Origin of the sequence: Micromonospora sp. C95 (assembly GCF_018070465.1) — a bacterium.
In the GTDB taxonomy this organism is placed as follows: Bacteria; Actinomycetota; Actinomycetes; order Mycobacteriales; family Micromonosporaceae; genus Micromonospora.
The window spans coordinates 139,651-158,498 of sequence record NZ_JAGPXT010000007.1; the positions used below are offsets into that span (position 1 = coordinate 139,651).

14 protein-coding genes are annotated in these 18,848 nt (G+C 71.3%); 3 read left to right on the forward strand and 11 right to left on the reverse strand.

The features are described from left to right. Positions 1–70: 70 nt before the first annotated feature. Positions 71–808, reverse strand: coding sequence for a DinB family protein (locus KBX00_RS11165; protein WP_210825947.1), 738 nt, complete (start codon positions 806–808; stop codon positions 71–73). Between the two features lie 326 nt (positions 809–1,134). Between KBX00_RS11165 and KBX00_RS11170 the strand changes: the two genes are divergently transcribed. Beyond that, positions 1,135–2,091 (forward strand): hypothetical protein, encoded by a 957-nt coding sequence (locus KBX00_RS11170; RefSeq protein ID WP_210825948.1) that lies wholly within the window; start codon positions 1,135–1,137, stop codon positions 2,089–2,091. Positions 2,092–2,177: 86 nt separating this feature from the next. Here the strand turns inward: KBX00_RS11170 and KBX00_RS11175 are convergent, their stop codons facing one another. The 4 genes from KBX00_RS11175 to KBX00_RS11190 all read right to left on the reverse strand — a co-directional run bounded on the left by KBX00_RS11175 (position 2,178) and on the right by KBX00_RS11190 (position 6,757). Further along, a complete protein-coding gene (locus tag KBX00_RS11175; protein WP_210825949.1) occupies positions 2,178–3,554 on the reverse strand; it encodes a GH1 family beta-glucosidase in 1,377 nt (458 codons plus the stop codon). A gap of 32 nt (positions 3,555–3,586) precedes the next feature. After that, positions 3,587–4,426, reverse strand: a complete 840-nt coding sequence (locus KBX00_RS11180) for a carbohydrate ABC transporter permease (RefSeq protein ID WP_210825950.1) — start codon at positions 4,424–4,426, stop codon at positions 3,587–3,589. Beyond that, positions 4,419–5,396 carry a carbohydrate ABC transporter permease gene (locus KBX00_RS11185; protein WP_210825951.1) on the reverse strand — a complete coding sequence of 326 codons (978 nt, stop codon included), beginning with the start codon at positions 5,394–5,396 and terminating at the stop codon, positions 4,419–4,421. Before KBX00_RS11185 ends, KBX00_RS11180 begins: the two co-directional genes overlap by 8 nt. Positions 5,397–5,461: 65 nt before the next feature. Then, positions 5,462–6,757, reverse strand: coding sequence for a sugar ABC transporter substrate-binding protein (locus tag KBX00_RS11190; RefSeq protein WP_210825952.1), 1,296 nt, complete (start codon positions 6,755–6,757; stop codon positions 5,462–5,464). Between the two features lie 143 nt (positions 6,758–6,900). Here KBX00_RS11190 and KBX00_RS11195 point away from each other — a divergent pair, with 143 nt between their 5' ends. After that, complete coding sequence (locus KBX00_RS11195) at positions 6,901–8,100, forward strand: ROK family transcriptional regulator (protein WP_210825953.1); 1,200 nt, start codon at positions 6,901–6,903, stop codon at positions 8,098–8,100. Positions 8,101–8,554: 454 nt separating this feature from the next. Here KBX00_RS11195 and KBX00_RS11200 read toward each other — a convergent pair whose 3' ends face one another. Then, positions 8,555–9,046 carry a molybdenum cofactor biosysynthesis protein gene (locus tag KBX00_RS11200; protein ID WP_210825955.1) on the reverse strand — a complete coding sequence of 164 codons (492 nt, stop codon included), beginning with the start codon at positions 9,044–9,046 and terminating at the stop codon, positions 8,555–8,557. A gap of 228 nt (positions 9,047–9,274) precedes the next feature. Here KBX00_RS11200 and KBX00_RS11205 point away from each other — a divergent pair, with 228 nt between their 5' ends. Beyond that, positions 9,275–10,138 (forward strand): alpha/beta hydrolase, encoded by an 864-nt coding sequence (locus KBX00_RS11205; protein ID WP_307868446.1) that lies wholly within the window; start codon positions 9,275–9,277, stop codon positions 10,136–10,138. Between the two features lie 14 nt (positions 10,139–10,152). Here the strand turns inward: KBX00_RS11205 and fxsT are convergent, their stop codons facing one another. From fxsT to KBX00_RS11230, 5 genes are all read right to left on the reverse strand, one after another. Next, positions 10,153–14,079: an FxSxx-COOH system tetratricopeptide repeat protein gene (fxsT, locus tag KBX00_RS11210; protein ID WP_210825957.1), complete on the reverse strand. Its 3,927-nt coding sequence runs from the start codon at positions 14,077–14,079 to the stop codon at positions 10,153–10,155. Positions 14,080–14,084: 5 nt separating this feature from the next. Continuing rightward, positions 14,085–15,230: a hypothetical protein gene (locus tag KBX00_RS11215; protein ID WP_210825959.1), complete on the reverse strand. Its 1,146-nt coding sequence runs from the start codon at positions 15,228–15,230 to the stop codon at positions 14,085–14,087. Between the two features lie 77 nt (positions 15,231–15,307). After that, a complete protein-coding gene (locus tag KBX00_RS11220) occupies positions 15,308–16,147 on the reverse strand; it encodes an AAC(3) family N-acetyltransferase (RefSeq protein ID WP_307868448.1) in 840 nt (279 codons plus the stop codon). Further along, positions 16,144–18,495, reverse strand: a complete 2,352-nt coding sequence (locus KBX00_RS29650) for an FxsB family cyclophane-forming radical SAM/SPASM peptide maturase (protein ID WP_307868450.1) — start codon at positions 18,493–18,495, stop codon at positions 16,144–16,146. Before KBX00_RS29650 ends, KBX00_RS11220 begins: the two co-directional genes overlap by 4 nt. 12 nt (positions 18,496–18,507) lie before the next feature. Continuing rightward, entirely contained in the window at positions 18,508–18,684 is a 177-nt protein-coding gene (locus tag KBX00_RS11230) for a hypothetical protein (RefSeq protein WP_210825961.1), read from the reverse strand. Positions 18,685–18,848: the final 164 nt, after the last annotated feature.

The following is an 18,848-nucleotide window of genomic DNA, read 5'->3' on the forward strand; positions in this document are numbered from 1 at the left end:
CCGGCTTCGTGGAGCTCAGCGATCGCGCCGCCAAACCATCGTTCGGCGGCGGTCCGCTGAGTCGAGGTGGTCAGCCGTCGGCCGGCGCGGCGCCGACAGTCGCGAGGTCACGCAGGGCGTAGCGGAGGTGCTCCCACTCCTCATCGAAGATCACGTGGAGGCAGTGCAGGACCGACACCTCGGTCTCGGCTGACCACGGGTTCCGTCGAGGCTCGGCGAGCAGTTCCGGGGTGACGGTGGCGAGGAACTCGCGCACCATGGCCTGCCGCCCGGCCCGCAGGTCGAGCACCTCGGCCAACGTCGGCTGCTCCGTTGCGAAGATCGAGGTGTCGAAGCCGTCCGTCGTGTACTCGACGTGCGGCTGCCCGAGCGGATGGAAAGGTTGCGGCAGGCGTAGCACTGCCTTGCCGAGCCAGGCGTCGGCGGCGAACGCGAGGTGCCGCAGCGTCTGCGTAAAGGACCACTCGCCGTCGACCGAGGCGTCGAGGACACCGGCCGGCATCGCGTTCGCACGCTCGACCGCGGCCGCCCAGGCCCGTTCGAGCGCCGCCCACGCCGCCCGCAGTCCCTCCGGGTCCCCGGCCTGCTTCAGCTCCCGACCCGGGAACCGCCGGTTGAGCTCGGACTCGACGAACGGCACGACATCGATCCCGTTGACCAGCAGCGGCCCGTCCGCCAGCCAGGGTGCGTCGATGTCGAGCCCCCGCACGTCGACGCCGCGCATCACCGCCCCGGCCAACGTCGACCTGTCGAACCGTGCCCCCTGTAGGTCCCGGTCGACGAACTCCACGACCCGGTTCTGAACCATGCGGCCCCCTCCTGTCGACGAATCGCGGCGACCTTAAACCGCGGGTGCGACAACATCGGCCGATCCCGGGACGCGCAGCAGGCACTCGCCTTGCCCGCCGAGGCGCAAGCTCCTAGCCTTGATTCGCGAACGTCGATTTCTACCTGGTCTTCACCGGCGGTCCGGCGCCCTCCTCGCCGTGCAACGCGCCGAGTTCAGCGGCTGAGCGCCAGCGGTGGCTGTTCACCGTCTTCAGTAGAGTCCCCGACAGCCGGGCCGATCCGCCGACGGAGGTCGGGTGACCACTGCGGGTCGACGATCTGACAGTCACAGGGTAGAGGTCGGGAATGGTCGACGCAGATCAACAACGCCGCAGCACCGTCGCCACGGTGCTGGCCAGGGCGCTGCCCGGGACCGCCGCGGACGTGCCGTTGGCGATGGCCCGCGAGATCCTCGACGTGCTGCCCGACCTGCGTCTGCTCGACGACGCCCGCGCTGCCCAGGCCACCATGGAGCAGACGATCGAGCGGGTACAGGCGGAGTTGGACCGCAGCCCCTGGACGGTCGAGTTGCCGCCGCCCGGGACCGATCTCAGCGAGGCGTTGCGGGACGAGGCCCGGCTGCTGCGACGCAACACCGCGACGAGGACCGGCCCCAATGCCATCGGATTCGCCGCCGGAAGTGATGCCTTCGTGCGCTCCCTGGAGGCACGCGCCTCCACCGTGCCCGCGCAGTCGCGCCCGGACCCCGCCGGCAACAGCCCGGCACCCTCGGTGCCGGACGACCGCCCCAACAAGGTACGGCTCGCCGTCGAGCTACACGTCGCGGGGCTGCCGACCGATCCGGCTCTGCGAGCGCAAGATCGGCGAACCCTGGTCGGCAACGAACTCGTTCGCTACGGCCTCGACACCGGGGTCAACTCGACCGAGCTGGCGTCGACCATCGCCAATCTCGTGCTGGCCGCGCTACCGGAGATCGACACCCTGCCGGAGGTCCTGGACGCCCTGCGGGCCAGCGAGGACGAGCTGCGCTCTCTCTGGCAGCGACTTGCCGAGGAGCAGGCGAACTGCGGGCTCACCGAGCCCGAAATACGCTGGCGCAACGCGCTGGCCAGGGAGTTGCGCCAGCAGGCCGACTCGGTGACACCGAACGCCGGGATGACCGACAGCTTCACCATCGGCTTCAGCCTCGCCAGCCAGGGCCTGGCCCGTAAGCTACGCGCCCGAGCCGACGAGATCGTCGTCCTGCCCGTCCCGGTCGACCCCTGGGCGCTGCCGAAGCGCCACGACGAGTCCGACTCCTGACCATCCGGGTGCCGACGGCCGACGCACGGGTGCCCCAGGTGCCGCCCGGCGCGGCACCCGGGGCGTCCCGGGCCCCGTCGGCAGGCTCATCCGCGCACCACGACGGTGTCGGCCGTCGCGCTGCGCCGCTGGTGGGAGCGGATCAGCTCGGCGTAACGGTGACCGCTGGCCTTGACCGTCCGCCGTTGGGTGGCGTAGTCGACGTGCACCAGACCGAACCGCTTGTCGTAGCCGTACGCCCATTCGAAGTTGTCCAGCAGCGACCAGGCGAAGTAGCCGGCCACCGGCGCACCCCGGCCGACCGCCGCGGCGCAGGCGGCCAGGTGTCGTTCCAGGTGGTCGGTACGCTCGGCGTCGTCGACGGTGCCGTCGGCGGTGACCACGTCCGGCCAGGCGGAGCCGCTCTCGGTGACCAGGAGCCGGGCCGGGGCGTACTCCTGGCTCACCTCCACCAGGAGCCGCTCCAGGCCCTCGGGGTGCACCTCCCAGTCCATCGCGGTGTGCGCCGCGCCGGGCACCGGGACCTGCCGGGCGTACGGTGCCGGACCGTCCGGGTCGTCGGCCGCCACCTGCCGGAAGTAGTAGTTGACGCCGAGGAAGTCGGCCGGCGCGGCGATCACCGCGAGGTCGTCGCCGCGTACCGGCGGCTCGACGCCGTAGGTGGCGACCATGTCGGCCGGGTAGCCGCGGCCGTGCAGCGGATCCAGCCACCAGCGGTTGACGTGCCCGTCCAGCCGGCGGGCCGCGGCCACGTCGGCGGGGCTGTCACTTGCCGCGTCGATCGGGCTGAGGTTGAGCACCGGGCCGATCGACGCCGGCCGGGCGGCGTGGGCCCGGATCGCGGCGGTGGCCAGACCGTGGCCGAGCAGCACGTGGTGGGCGGCGGACACGGCCCGGCCCAGGTCCCGCTCGCCGGGGGCCATCCGTCCCTCCAGGTGGCCGATCCAGGCGATACAGAGCGGCTCGTTGACGGTGCACCAGTCGCTCACCCGGTCGCCGAGGCGGGCCGCGACCACGGCGGCGTAGTCGGCGAACGCCTCGGCGGTCTCCCGGCGCGGCCAGCCACCCCGGTCCTGCAACGCCTGCGGCAGATCCCAGTGGTAGAGGGTGACGTACGGCCGGATGCCGGCGGCCAGCAGCCCGTCGGTCAGGCGGTCGTAGTAGTCCAGGCCGGCGGCGTTGACCCGGCCGACCCCGTCGGGCCGGACCCGGGGCCAGGCCACCGAGAAACGGTACGCCCCGACGCCGAGACCCCGCATCAGCGCCACGTCCTGCGGCCACCGGTGGTAGTGGTCGCAGGCCACCTCCCCGGTGTCGCCGTTGTCGATGGCGCCCGGTCGGGTGCAGAAGGTGTCCCAGATGGAGGGTCTGCGGCCGTCGGCGGTGACGGCGCCCTCGATCTGGTAGGCCGAAGTGGCGACACCCCAGAGGAAGTCGGGCGGCAGCGGGGACAGGTCCGGCACGGGTCGGTTCTCCTCGGTTCGGGTGGACGGGCTCACTTGACCGCTCCGGCGGTCAGGCCGGCGACGAAGTAGCGCTGCAACGCCAGGAACCCGGCGACCACCGGCACGCTGACCACCAGCGAGGCGGCCATCACCTGGTTCCAGTAGACGTTGAACTGGGTGGAGTAGCCCTGCAGGCCGACGGCGAGGGTGCGACTGTCCTCGTTGGTCAGCACCGAGGCGAACAGCACCTCACCCCAGGCGGTCATGAAGGCGTACACGGTCACCGCGACCACGCCGGGCACGGCGGCCGGCAGCACCACCTGGAACAGGGTGCGCAGCGGTCCGGCGCCGTCGACCTGGGCGGCCTCGTCCAGCCCGCGCGGGATGGAGTCGAAGTAGCCGACCAGCATCCAGATCGAGAAGGGCAGCGAGAAGGTCAGGTACGTGATGATCAGGCCGGTGCGGCTGGCGTAGAGCGCGATGCCGGTGGCGTTGCCGAGGTTGACGTAGATCAGAAACAGCGGCAGCAGGAACAGGATGCCGGGGAACATCTGCGTCGACAGCACGGTCACCGAGAAGACCTGCCGGCCCCGGAACCGGTAGCGACTGACCGCGTACGCGGCGAAGATCGCCACGCTGACCGAGAAGATGGCGGCGACGCTTGCCACCAGCAGGCTGTTGAGCAGGTAGCGGCCGAGCGGGACCGTCGACCACATGTCCACGAACGCCTGCCCGGTGGGACGCCGGGGCCACCAGGTGAAGGCGCCCTGCACGTCCTGCAACGGTTTGAGCGCCGAGCTGACCATCACGTAGAGCGGGACGAGGACGAAGCCGGCGAGCAGGGTCAGCACGACCCGGCGCGACAAGCGTTCGGCGGCGGTCTCACGCATCGTTCCTCCGTCGGTTGGTCAGCAGCAGGTATCCGGCGGTGACCAGAAGCAGGAACAGCAGCAGCACCACCGACATGGCCGAGCCGGTGCCGAAGTCCCAGGTCTGGAACGAGCTGCGGTAGATGTGCAGCGAGATGAGGTCGGCCTCGGCCGGTGCGGAGCCACCGAAGAGGACGTACGGGGTGTTGAAGTCGTTGAAGGTCCAGAGGAAGAGCACCAGCAGCAGGACCAGGTTCACCGGACGCAGCATCGGCAGGGTCACCGAGCGCAGTCGCCGCCAGAACCCGGCGCCGTCCATCGCGGCGGCCTCGTACAGCTCGTCGGGAATGTTCTGCAGGCCGGCCATCACGCAGAGGAAGGCGAACGGCCAGGTCCGCCAGATCGAGACGATCAGCAGAGCCACGAAGCTGTTGTCGCCGATCAGCCAGAACGGCGGCTCGTCGACCAGGCCCAGCTGGTCGACCAGGACGTGGTTGACCAGGCCGGTGTCGCGCTGGAAGAGGAAGGTCCAGGTGATCACGGCGGTGTAGACCGGCAGCGCGTACGGGGTGAGGAAGAGCGCCCGCAGCACGGCCCGGCCCCGGAACGGTCGTTGCAGCAGGACGGCGGCGGTGGTGCCGAGCACCCAGGACAGGCCCACCGACAGCACCGTGTAGACGACGGTGACCCGGAACGAGCGCAGCAGTTCGGCTCCGGCGGCGGAGTCGAGGTCGAACACCACCCGGTAGTTGTCCAGCCCGACGAAGGGTGCGCCGGACCAGTCGCGGATGTGGAACTGGGTCAGCTCCAGCAGGCTCATCCAGGCACCGACGAGCATCGGGACGACGTGGATGGCCAGCTCCAGCACGACGGCCGGGGCGAGCAGCAGGTACGGCAGCAGGGACCGGCGGGGCCGGCGGGCTGCGGGGCGGGTCGGGCGGCCGGTGCCGGCGGCACGGTCGGCGGCGGGTGGCGAGGTGGTGGTGGTCATCGAGGTCCCTTCGCGGGCTGGCCGTGGGAGGGTCGGCGGCACCTCCCACGGCCAGCGGTCCGTGGTCAGCGCATCTGCTGCTGGGCCCGGGTCAGCTTCTCCCGGACGCTGTCCTCGGTGACCGGCCTGCCGCTGGCCGCGTCGGCGAAGAGTTCCTTGATGGCGGTGCCGACGAGCGTCTCGAAGGTGCTCTCCTCGGGCACCTGCGGCAGCGGTGCCGCGGTGGTGGCCAGGGTCTGCGCGAGGACCTGCTGCTCGTCGGCGGCGAAGGCGGGGTCGGCGGCGACGGTGCCGACCGCCGGTAGCGAGCCGTACGTCTTGTTCAACGTGACCTGCTCGGTGTCGCTGGTCATGAACTTGACGAACTCCAGCGCCCCGTCGAGGTTCTTGGTGTGCTTGAACACGGCGATGTTGATGCCGGCGACCATGCTGTTCACCTGTTTGCCACCGGCCGGCGGGCTGGCCAGGAACGGCACCGGGGCCACCCCGTAGGCGTCGGCCGCCATGTTCTGTGACTTGAGGTTCGCGCCGGCGGCCTGCCAGAGCAGCATCGCGGCCTTGCCGTTGGCGAAGTCGGAGACGGACTGGTTCTGCGCGTACTCGGCGTTGCTCGGGTTGACGATCTTGTCGACGGCCATCAGGTCGACGTAGCGCTTGACGGCGGCGACGTTCTGCGGGGTGTCGAAGGTCGGCTGGCCGGCGGCGTCGAACCAGTTGCCGCCGTACTGCTGGCCGAAGGTGAAGGCGTGGTGGGCGTTCTCCGACGGGTTGGCCCCCTCCACGGCGAGACCCCACGTGCCGTCGCCGGTGAGCTTCCGGCCGACCTCGGCCAGTTCCTCCCAGGTGGTGGGTGGGGCGGTGATGCCGGCGTCGGCGAACGACTGCTTGTTGTAGTAGAGCGCGTAGGCGAGGCTGTAGAGCGGCACGGCGGCCGGGGGCTGGTCGGGTGCTCCGGCGGCGGCGAGCGCGGCCGGGACGAATCGGTCCTTGCCGCCGACCTTGTCCAGGGTGGCGTCGTCGAACTCGACGAGCGCGCCGGTGGCCTGCAGCGAGGCCGACCAGGTGTTGCCGATGTTCACCACGTCCGGGCCCTGCCCGGTGGTGGCGGCGGCCAGCAGTCGGTTGAGCAGGTCGGACCAGGGCACGACCTCGACATTGACCTTGATGCCGGTCTGCTGTTCGAACTTGTCCAGCTCCGGCTGGAGGATCTCCTTGTCGGCCTCCAGGCTGGCGCCCTGGTTGCTGGCCCAGTACGTGAGGGTCTTGCCGCCCTCGCCCGGCTCGTCGCCGGAGCCGCAGGCGGTGAGCGACGCGGCGGCCAGGACGGTCGCGGTGAGTATCGCGAGGTGTCGTCTCGACACGGTCTACCCCTTCGATCTCAGGATGGTGGTGGGGGGAGTTACATCACGGCTTAATTAATGTCGTCATTAAAATGGTTCGGCGGAGGGTCGTCAAGCATGGGGTCGTACAGTCGCCGGGGGCGGCCGACGGGATGAGGTGACACGTGGAGCTGGTGCGGGCGACGAACCGCAGCGTCCGGTTACGCAACCGGTCGGCCCTACTGTCCCGGATCTTCCTCGACGGCCCGCTCACCCGGCAGGATCTCGTCCGGGGCACCGGGCTCAGCCAGCCGGCGGTCAGCAACGTGGTCGGCGACCTGATCGACGAGGGCCTGGTGATGGAGGCCGGCGCCGCCGAGTCCGACGGTGGCCGGCCAAGCATGATGTTGCGGGTGGCACCGCGTCACGCCGTCGTGATCGGCGTCGACGTGGGCGAGACCCGGGTACGCGTCGAGCTGTTCGACCTCACGATGACCGTGCTGGGCAGCGTCGAGTACCCGCTGGAGCACAACGGCACCGAGCCGGCGACGGTGGCCGGGCACGTGCTGGCCGGCATCGACCGGGTGCTGGCCGACTCCGGGATCGCCCGGTCCGAGGTGCTGGGCGTCGGCATCGGCGTCTCCGGGGTGGTCGAACAGGGCGCCCACGCGATCGTGGACGCACAGACCCTGGGCTGGCACCGGGTGCCGCTGCAACAGCTGGTCGCCGAGGGCACCGACCTGCCACTGCACCTCGACAACGGCGCGAAGACCCTCGGCCAGGCCGAGATGTGGTTCGGTGCCGGTCGGGGCGCCCGGCACGCCGTGTTCGCCCTGGTCGGCTCCGGTGTCGGCGCGGCCGTGGTGACCAACGGCGTCACCTACCGGGGCGCGTCCAGCAGCGCCGGCGAGTGGGGTCACACCACCCTGGTGTACGGCGGCCGGCCCTGCCGCTGTGGTGCTCGCGGCTGCCTGGAGGCGTACGTCGGGGCCGAGGCGGTCATCGACCGCTACCGGGAGGCCCGGCGCGGCCGGCCGGTGCCCGGCGAGGACGAGGAGTCCCAGCTCGGCGCGCTGGTGGCGGCGGCGGAGAAGTCGGAGACCGCCCGGCGGGTACTCGACGAGACCGCCGACTACCTGGGCGCCGGTGTGGCCAATCTGATCAACCTGTTCAACCCGGAGCGGGTGGTGCTGGGCGGGTGGGCCGCGATGGCGCTGGGCGGACTGCTGCCCGCCATCCGCGTGGCCGCCGGCCGCCAGGCCCTCCGCGCGCCGTACGCGCAGACCACCATCGAGCTGGGCCGGCTCGGCGTCGACGCGGTGGCGCTCGGTGCCGCCACCCTCCCGATCGCCCGCCTGCTCGCCACCGGCGGCATCCGCCGCTGACCCCGCCCCACCCGGCACCCGTTGCCCGGCGCTCGGCAAGATCGCCCGGTATGGCCAACCGCACCAGCGGCCAGCCGGCGCGGATTCGTCACCCTCGGCAACATCGCGCCCGACCGGCAACCCACCTGCACCACGCTTTGCTCTGCTTCAACCGACGCAACGGTCACGCTCCGTGTCGCCAGCTCGTCGAATGGCGCATCGCTCCCGATGCGTCACCGCAGGTCGGCGGCTACTGCGTGGGTTGAAGCAGAGCAAAGCGAGGAGAGGGAGCATCGGGAGGCAGGACATGAGGCACACGGTGCGTGACGGCAACCGAGTGTCATGGGCCCGGGTGAATGCGGATCGATGTCTTGACGGCAGCGCAAACGTCGCCGCGCCGTACTTCGGCGGGCGCTCCCCCACAGCGGTGCACCCGGCCGGGCCCGCGCCGTCACGCCGACCGGACCGGTCGGGCTCAGGTCCACCGCGCCGGGTCGGCCTCCACCGCCACGTCGACCGGACCGACCCGCAGGATGCCGTCGGTCAGCGGGGTGCAGCGGGCGCCTCCTCTGCCGCGCAGGCCGCGCCACGCGCCCGGCCCGACGGTCACGTCCATCCAGGCGCACGGGTGTGCCGCCCGGTTCAGCCGCAGCCGCACCGGCCCCTGTCCCGAGTCGAGCACCAGCACCGAGCCGAGCAGGTCGTCCACGGTGATGCCACTGGTCAGGATGTTGCGCCGGACCTGAGCCAGGCCGGCCCCCGGCGGCAACGACTCGGCCGCGATGACGGTGACGCTCGCCTGCCGGTGCGCAGCCTTGCCGAAGTACCGGTCCCCCACGATGCCCAGCTCGGCCCGGATCTGGATCTCGTCGACCAGCTCATCGGCCGGTGCCGGCTCCGGCCCGTCCGCCGGCCGGCCCACGAATCGGTGTACGGGTGAAGCCAGCAACTGGACGATCTCCGGCATGCCCCGACTCTAGGCCGCACGTCACGTCACCGGTGTCTGATCGGGTCACGGGCGCGACGTCGACACCGCCACGCATGACCGCCGTTCGATGTTTCGGGTGTCGGATGGTCGAGTCGGCTGGCACCTCGGGCTACGCTGAACTCCTGACGACATCGACGGCTGCGACCTGGGCGCCGCCGGGTATCGCGGTCCCCGACGAGTGGAAGGGGAACACGCCTGGCAACGGAGGTGCGGTTCGCGACCGGTGCCGGCGGTCGTCGGTTGACTGTGGAGATCACCGGCAAGCCCGACGGGGTACCCATCTTCCTGCTGCACGGCACGCCCGGCAGCCGCAGCGGCCCGAAACCACGAAGCGGAGTCCTGTACCGGTACGGCATCCGGCTGATCAGCTACGACCGGCCCGGCTACGGCGGCTCCACACCCCGCCCCGGACGTACCGTCGCCGACGCGGCCGAGGACATCGCCGCTATCGCGGAGGACCTGGACATCTGCCGGTTCTCCGTGGTCGGACGTTCCGGCGGCGGACCACACGCGCTGGCCTGCGCGGCGCTGCTGCCCCACGCGGTCACCCGTACGGCGGTACTCGTGGGCTTTGCCAGACCCGACGTTGCAGATCTCGAATGGTTCGGTGGGATGACGGCCAGCAACGTGCGGGACTTCACCGCCGCCACCGACGATCGGCTCCGGCTGACGGAGCGGCTGCGGGCACAGGCCGCGCGGACCCGGCGCGACCCGGAGAGTCTGCTTACCCAGTTGGAGACGGACATGACCTGGCCGGACCGGCGCGTCGTGCGGGATCTGGCGATCCGACGCCTGATCGCCCAGGCGTACCGTGAGGCGCTGCGCAGCGGCCCGCAGGGGTGGATCGACGACGTGCTGGCGCTACGACAGGACTGGGGATTCAACCTGTCGGCGATCACCGCTCCGGTCCGGCTGTGGCACGGCGAACAGGACAACTTCGCGCCGGTGAGCCACACCATGTGGCTCGCCCGGCAGATCCACACCGCGCAGGTCGACGTCCAGCCGGGCGCCGCCCACTTCGGTGCCGTCGAGATCCTGCCCGAGATGCTGGACTGGCTGTCGAACTGGTGAGCCGAACGCCCGCCTCAGAACGGGTGCGGGTCGATGATCCGGCGTACCGGGCGTCCCCGTTTCAGTTCCGCCACCGACGGGTGGTTGCCGCCGATCCTGGCCACCACCGCCTCGATTGCCTCGTCGACCTGCGCCTGGTGGTCCACACCGTGCACCTGACGCTGGATGAGGGCGTGGTTCGCCCGGCAGCGCAGGGTGTGCGGATGCGCCGGCCCGAGCAGGTCCGTCAGCAGGTCGGCGGCGGCACTGAGCAGGGTGAGCGCCTCGGCGGGCTCATGCAGGTCGGCCTCGATGACGGCCACATTGATCTGGGCGGCCACGGTGGACGGATGCCGATCACCGAGGACCGCTCCGAGCCCCTCCCACGCCTGCCGAGCCGGCGACCGGGCCGCGTCGATGTCACCGCGCGCCCGCACCGCGGCAGCGTGGTTGTTCAGGCACACCAGGCTGTGCGGGTGCCGCTCACCGAGCTGCCGCGCGTACGCGCGGCGTACGGCGCTGGTCTCCGTCTCCGCCTGTTCCCAGTCCCCCAGTTCGAGCAGGGTCACCGAACGGCTCAGCCGGCAGGCCAGCGTCTCCGGGTGGTCCGGCCCGAGGATCTCCGCCAGTCGGTGGTAGGCCACCTCCAGCAGTTCGCTTGCCTGGCGGGTCCGGCCGGCGCTGCGCAGCGACACGGCCAGGTTGGCGTTGGCGTCGTACACGAACCGGGCCTGTTCCCCCATCACCGTCGCGTAGACGTCCCGCACCTGGGTCAACAACTCGACGGAGCGTGGGTAGTCACCGGCGTCGCGCAGATCCCGCCCGAGTGACGTCGCAGACTGCAGCGTGCTGAGATTGTCCTCGCCGAGCAGCTGCCGGCGTCGTTCGTAGACCTCCTGATCCAGCCGCAGCGCTTCGGTCACGTCACCCATCAGCCGCCGCGAGACCGCCAGGTTGCTCAGGGCGTTGAGGGTACGCGCATGGTCGTCACCGAACTCTCGACGCCAGGCGTGGTAGGTGTCGATGTCGCGCTGGAGCGCCTCCGGGTAGCGCCCGAGCCCACGCAGGTCCCCGCCGAGGCTGCCGGCCGTCATCAGCGCGTCGGCGTGGTCGCCGCCGAGGAGTTCGACCTGCTGGGCGTGCACGTCCCGGTCCAGATCGTAGGACTCCTGGAACGCACCCTTGTCGCGCAGCACATTCGCCTTGTTGAACCGCAGTTGCAGAAGCTGCACGAGCACCTCGCGGCGCACCGGTTCGGCGAGGTTCCGACCGAGGGCCTCGGTCCAGGCGGCCTCGACCCGCTCGGCCACCTCCAGCCCGCCGTCGGGATTGCCACGCACGAAGAAGTAGCGGACCTGGTCGACGAGCAGTTGCCGGACCGGGGCGAAGTCACAGGTCGTGCCGTCGGAGACCTCGACGTGCGGCCACAGCATCCGGTACTTGCGCCACTCGTCCTGCAGATCCACCTCGCCGAGCGTGCGGGCAGCCGACGCGATCAGCAGGTGCACCTGGTGTTTGGCGTCCTCGATCTCGTCCTCGGTCATCCGGGATCGCACCACCGAGTGCAGCAGGCGGTGGATCACGATCCGGGTGCTCTCGCGTTCGGTGCCCTGGCTGTCGTACTCGCTCTGCTGGTCCAGCCGGAGCAGCGCCAGCCGCTTGATCTGCTCCACCAGCCTGTTGATCATCAGCCGGCTGGTGACCGTCGGGTCGATGGCCCGCAGGTGCTCGGCCATCGCGGTGCTGTAGACGATGTCGAGCGACACCTCGGGGGCCATCACCGCGCAGAGCTGCAACAGGCGGTAGGCGGCCGGACGGCGGGTCGCCAACTGGTCCAGCGACAGCCGCCACGCCGCCTCGACCCGACCGATGTCCGCCTCCGAGCCCAGGGCACCGAGGTCACCCTGCTCGATCGCCGCCAGGTACTCCGACACCGGCGAATGGGTCTCGACCAGCCACGCCGCGGCGGCGGCCACGGCGATCGGCAGATCGCCGAGCGCCTCGGCGATCCGGTCGGCGTCCCGCTCGCCGAGATCGGGCAGCAGGCGGCGGAGGTGGTTGACGCTCTCGGTCCGGTCGAACACGTCCACCGGTACGACGTGCGCCTGCTCCAGCCAACCCGGGCCCTGGGAGGTGATGACCACATGCCCCGGGCCGTTGGGCAGCAACTGCCGGATCCGGTCCAGCCGCTCGGCGTTGTCGAAGACCACCAGCCAGCGCAGTCCGCCCTCGCCACGGGACAACGCCTGTTTGACCGTCTGCGCCCCCTCGCGCACGCTGCTGGAGAGGTTCATGCCGAGTCGACGGCCGAGATCGTAGAGCCCACCGTCGACGTCCGCGGCGCCGTCCGCGTCGATCCACCAGACCACGTCGTACGCGCCCCGGAACCGGTGGGCGTACTCGGTGACGAGCTGGGTCTTGCCGAACCCGCCCATGCCCTGCAACACCACGGGCACGGCGGCGTCGCTCTGGGCGCGCAACAGCCCGCGCAGCGACCCGAGCAGCCCGTCCCGGCCGGTGAAGAGCAGGTTTCGTGGCGGCGCCTGGAAGACGGTCTGCGGTCGGCCGGGGAAGCGCGGCGCCCCGATCAGGAACTCGGTCTTCGGTGGCGGGAAGCCGACCAGTTGCAGCAGCTGCTCCGCGGCGGGACGCTCGTCCAGCCGGCCAAGCCGGATGGAGTTGGCGGCGGTCACCGGGAGCACGGTGGACTGGGCCGTGCCGACGTGCACGATCAGCGGCCGGCGCGAGGGGCGCATCAGGGCGGCGTTGAGCCCCAGCTCGACCTCCTCCGAGACAGTGTTGATCACCAGTGGACGCGCGGCCACGGCGACACCCTCCAGGCGCCCCACCGGACCCGGGTCGTGCACCTGAACGCCGACCTCACGCAGGATCCAGGAGATCCATTCGGCCCAGCTGACACCGGCGATGTCGTACCGCAGCGCCACCTCGGTCTCGCGGACCGCCGCCATCCGCACGAACTGCGCCTTGACCCGCACGCGGTCGGCCTCGTCCATGGTGGGCAGCCGGGTCACCCGGCCCTCGCTGATCACATCGGTCAGCTTCTCGAACGCACCGAGCAGGTTGCCGGGCGCACCCGAACTGTCCTCGATCGTCGCCAGCGTCTCCTCGTACGCGTAGTAGGCGAGATACGGCACCTGCACCTGGGCCCAGTAGCGTTCCCGCGCCTCGTCGCCGAGGTGCGCCGGCAGGCCGTCGAAGCGCTGCCGGGCCACCAACCGGCCGGTGTCCGCCTTGAGCTTCTCGGCCGGATCGATCCGCATCGCCACCGGCAGCACCCGGATCCGCCGGGGCATCGTCTTGCGGTTGATCGACTGGGCCACCTCGGCGGCGCCTTCGATGCCCTGCTCGCTGAGGGTGAAGCAGGCGACCAGGGTGTCCGGCAGGTGCACCGTGCAGATGTCCGCCACGTCGCTGAGCCCGGTACGGCTGTCGATGAGCGTGTAGTCGTAGTTGCGCTTCATGTCCGCGCGCAGCGCGTCGAAGAACGCGCCGCCGGCCAGCACCTCGTAGAAGTGGTCCCAGTCGAGTCCGGAGATCGAGCGGCTGTAACTGTGGTTGTGCCGGCCCGCGCCGAGGAAGTCCAGGGTTCCACCCGGAGGCCACCGCCAGTTGATCGAGAAGGCGTGCCGTCGCACGTCGGCGAAGGTCGCGTGCCGTAGCTCGCCGGGCGCAGCCGGGTCGCGACCCGCCGCCTCCTTCGCCGCCCCCTCGTAGCCCACCAGCATGTCGATCACACCACCGGCGCCGCGGAGCATGCCCTCGTGAATGAACGGACGGTAGAAGCGGTGCAGTCCCGGCGACTCCAGATCCCAGTCGACGACGAGCACCCGATGGCCGTTCGCGGCGAGAATCCACGCCGTGTTGGCAAGCGCCATGGTCCGGCCGGTGCCGCCCTTGTAGGAGTAGAACGTGATGATCTGACCGTCCCGGGTGTCCGTCATGTCGGCTACTCCTCCGGATGGCTGTTCGACCGAGGTCGGGGCGGGTACCGGCGCTCCACCAGGTGTTCGTCGTCGAAATGGCGGACGGCCCGGCCGATCGCGACCGCGATGATCGTGAGCGGATCGTCGACGGCGGCCATGATGCGGGGTCGAGGCACCCGGTGCCGGACGGCGGCCCGGGCCGGCCGCCCGACCCACCCGTCGTCCTCGGGAGCCCGGAGGGGTTCGTCGCCGGCCGGTACGATCAACGGCTGCACCCAGGCGGGCAGCGCCGCCAACAGGCGCCGCACGTTCACCCCGATCGTCGGGTCGGCCCACGCCCGCTCCGCGACCAGCAGCACGGCCGGCCGGCGCCCCAACTGCTCGTACCCGGCGCCCACCTCGACCAGTTGCACGGCGAACCTGGTGCGGTCGACGGTTGCGGCGACCTGCCTCGCCATCTGTCGCAGACGGCCGGAGTCGTCCTGCCGTGCCGCAGGCGCAGCGTCGCCGGCCGGATCGGCTCCCGGTGGCACGGCGAGCGTCGCGATCACGAACGCCGGTCGCGCCTGGGGCGGCCGCGGCGGCCAAGGGGTGGGCGGCGGGGCACCGGCCCGACCCTCGGCCAGCTCGATGATCGAGTCACCGAGGTACGCCAACACCCGCTCGTACGCATCGCGCTCACCGCGTCGGCGACTGAGGGCGATCAGTCCGGTCTCGGCGTACTGCGGCACATCCGGGATGGCCGCGACGGTGGCCGCACCCGCGCTGCCCGGCGGCACCTCCCACAGCACCGGCAACAGGCGCTGGCCCGGCAGCCGGGAGTGCAGGGTCGCCGGTTGCCGGAGAAAAGCGGCGCGTTCCGCGGCGGCCACCCCGTCGGTGTCGTAGCACTCCGAACGAAGTGCGACGAAGACCGCGACCGTGGCCAGGGCCCGCTCGACGCGAGCCGCCGACCTGGTCGAGGGGTCGCCGCACGGCCGGAACATGCCGGTACGCCAGTGCGGCCGCTCCCTCGGCAGCTCACCGACCACCCGGGCCAGATCCTCGAACACCGTCCGCTCGTAGTAGTCGAGCTCGACGGTGCGATCGACGGTGGCCGGATGTGCGTGACTGAGGAAGAAGTAGCAGGGCTGCTGCCCGGAGGGCGACTCTGTCTCGTCTGGCGTCATCGAGGCCGCTCCCGATTGGGAGTGGCTGAGCCGAGTCGCACCGCCGCTCCCCCAACCGTCCGCACGTCAGGCGAGCATCACGATACGTGAAAGGACCAACACTCACCAGCGTCACGAAGTTGACGGTGACGGGCCATCCAGCCGACCGCGAAGTCGACCGTGCGGCGCATGGGCATGCTGCGCGTGACCGCGCCGCCGACCCGGCCGTGGACCACCACCGGATCGGGCGACCGCTCCAACGCCCGGCCGAGCCGGCCGAAGTCACTGTCGTCGAGATCGAGGCCGGTGAAGTCCATTCGCAGCCGACGGTCGCCGTCGCGTACGAAGCAGCAGTAGGCGCGGGTCCGCGGCGTCGGCAGCCGGTACTCGGCGAGGTGATAGGCGGTGCAGACCCGGTGGTCGACCCCCAGCAGCAGCACCGTCGCGTCGGCGTCGTACAGGGCGCCCAGCGGGGACCGCTCCCCCAGGTGGCAGTCGAGGTCGTGCACCCGCATCAGGTCGGTCGCGCCGTGACCGACGGCGGCGAAGGAGGTCTGCGGATGTCCGCTGCGGACGGCGGACGGGCTCCGGCGGACCTGCTCGGCGAGCACCCCCATCCCGCGCGACGGTGTGCCGGCGGGGTCGAAGGCCTCGATCCGGTCGATGTGCCGGGCCACCCCGTCGGGGGTGAGTCCGCTGGTCGCTGCGCGGAACTCGGGGCTGGACGTGGAGTTGTAGGCGGTCTGTGCGGGTACCACGACGGCGGCCCGACCGACGACCCGGCGCAGCGCGGTGAGCAGGGTCGCCACGCCACCGTCCACCGGACCGACCGCCCGCATCGACGCGTGCACAAGTACGTGGCGTCCCGGGGCGAGTCCCGCCGCCGCGAGCTGGTCGGCCAGCTCCGTCGCGGTGGCCACCCGCACGGTGGTGGTCACGGTGTCAACGCCGCCGCGAGTCGACGGACGAACCGGTCGCCGGCCGGCGTCAACGCCCCGCTGCTTAGCAGGGCGTCGGCGGCATCGGCGGTCCAGGCCCGGAACTGCTCGTGGCGCTGGTGCGCCGGGCCGCCCGGCGCCTCCCGGCTGGCCCGCTGCCGCCACATCTCGGTGATGGTGAGGTGCGCGTAGGTGCCCTGCAGCACCCCCTCGACCGGCCGTGGGTCGGCTCGCCAGCCCACCGTCAGTCGGACGGCGGGACTGGGAGTGAAGAGGTCACACAGGTCGAGCAGGGCCCCGAGCACGCTGTGCTGGAACTCGTGGGCGATCATCACGGCCGTGGCGGGAGCGTCGGCCAACGCGACGCCGACCGACGCGAACGCCTGCCGGGCGGTGGAGCTGCGCAGCGTACCGGTGGGATCGTCGACGAGCGGCACCACCGCCCGCAGTCCGATCCGCACGGCGGCGGCCTGGTGCGGCAGCTCGGCCTCGATGCTCGACCACGCACCGGACAGCACCTCGCCCCAACGGGCCAGCGCCGAAGCGTCGGGGCGCTCCGCGGCCTTCCAGTCGTGGCAGTCCCGATGCGGGTCGAGGTCCTCGAACAGGATCGTCCTACCGGCAAAGGCGAGCCGGCGGTTGGCCCGCCAGTGGCCCCCCGTCACCTGCGGCGCCGTGGCGTACAGCTCTCCGTCGAAGGACACCAGGGTGGTGCCGGCTTTGTGCCGCAGGCGCCACCTGCCCGGCTCGACGGTCAGCACGGCGGCGCCGGTCACCGGTTCCGGTACCGTCAACGTGCCGAGCGACGGCAGGTGCAGCACCCCGGCGCGCATCGGCACGTCGATTTCCACTGTGGCGCCGGCCCGCACCGCGGCCGCCGCGGCGACACAGCAGAGCTGGGCGGTCAGGGCGGAGTCGGTGCCGAGTTGCCGCCGCGCGTCGACCGCCCACACGCGCACGTACGGATGTCGAAGCGTCTCCTCGACCGCACCGGGCGCCTCCCGATCGAGCCGGACCAACACCTCCCAGCCGGCTCGCTCGGTGACCGGCATGCCGTCGGCGACCTCGACGAGCATCGCCCGGGTGATCGCGAGCTGGGATTCGGCGAGGAACCGGACGGCGTCGGCGTCGGTGCGGCCGGCGGCGATCCGGTCCAGCAGGCCGTCCGGCAGGTCCGTGCCATCCTGATCGACAGGTGCGGTGACCGGCACCGGTTCGACGTCGCGTCGGGCGCTCAGAGACACGATCAACTCCTTGAGATCGGCGCAGTAGGCCGACGGGTTGTCGAAGCCGGTGCCCTCGCGGTACCGGTGCGCGAACAGCCCGCCGCCGCACTGGGTCACCACCGGGCAGGCCCGGCACTGTGCCGACAGCCCGGCCAGCCCGGTCTGCCGGACCGCGATCTCGGGCAGCCGCGACACCTCGTCGACGGTGTGCGTGAACACGCTCAGGCCGGTGGTCGCGGCACCGTCGTACGCCGTCTTCAACGAGTCGACCTGCTCCCAGGTGCCGTCGGTCTCGACCACCACCAGGTCCGCGGGATCGAGACCGACCCACTCGCTGCCGCTGTGGCCACCCGCCGCCGTGGACCGCAGCGCGTCGAACAACCGGATCGGCATGGGCCGGCCGTCGGCCGTCCAGCGCTCGTGCACCGCAAGCAACCAGTCCGCGTACGGCGTGGCCCGGCCGGCCGGCCGGATCGGCGGGTTCGCCCAGGTCGCGTGTGGCAGCAGCAGGTCGAGTCGCGGCGGCCGGACGGCGCGTAATGCCTCATAGACGGCAATCGGGTCGTTGCGGACATCCACCGTGCAGAGGATGCCGGCGAAGAGCCGACGGTAAGTCGGCGTTTGCAGCAGCTCGATGGCCCGCAGCACCTGGCGGTGGCTGCCGGCACCGTTGGCGAACCGCCGGTGCCGGTCGTTGGCTGCCCGGTCGCCGTCGAGGGAGATCCCCACCTGGACGTCGTACTCCGCCAGCAGGTCGCAGTACGGCTCGGACAGCCGGACTCCGTTGGACTGCATCAGCAGGTCGAGGTGGCTGACGGGATCGATCCGTCGGCGCAGCGCCGCCAGCACCTGCCGCATGCGCTCCGGTCCCAGCAGCAGCGGTTCGCCGCCGTGCAGGACGACGCTCACCCGCCGCAGCCGATGGGTCGCGGCGTGCTCGGCGATCCGGTCGGCGACCGCGGCCACCGTACGGGCGTCCATGACCATCGGACGACCGCGCCAGCTCTGGTCGGCGTGCTCGTAGACGTAGCAGTGGTCACAGGCCAGGTCGCACCGGCTGTGGACCTTCAGTACGTACTGGCTGATGGGCCACGCCGTCCCCGGTGACCCGCTGGTCGGCACGACGACCGGGGCCTACGCGACGGATCCGAACCGGGCGACCTCCACGCCGCCCTCGGCGTCGTCGCGATGACGCATGACCGTCCGGGTCACGTCCAACGCCCGGGCCACCGGGATCTCACCCAACGGCCGACGTCGCAGCTCGGAGAGCCGCTCGGCCATGCTGACTTGCTCGTTCTCGACTATGTTCATGGTCTTGCTCTTTCTGGGCGGAGCGGCGGAGCGCGGGCACCACGATCCGGGTTGGATGTTTGGCGATGTTCAGGGGGCGGAGCGGGACCGACGGGCGTTCACCCCCGACGAACGGCCCAGGTCCTTCCCAGCTCAGCATGATTCCTCAGCATCGGGATGAACAT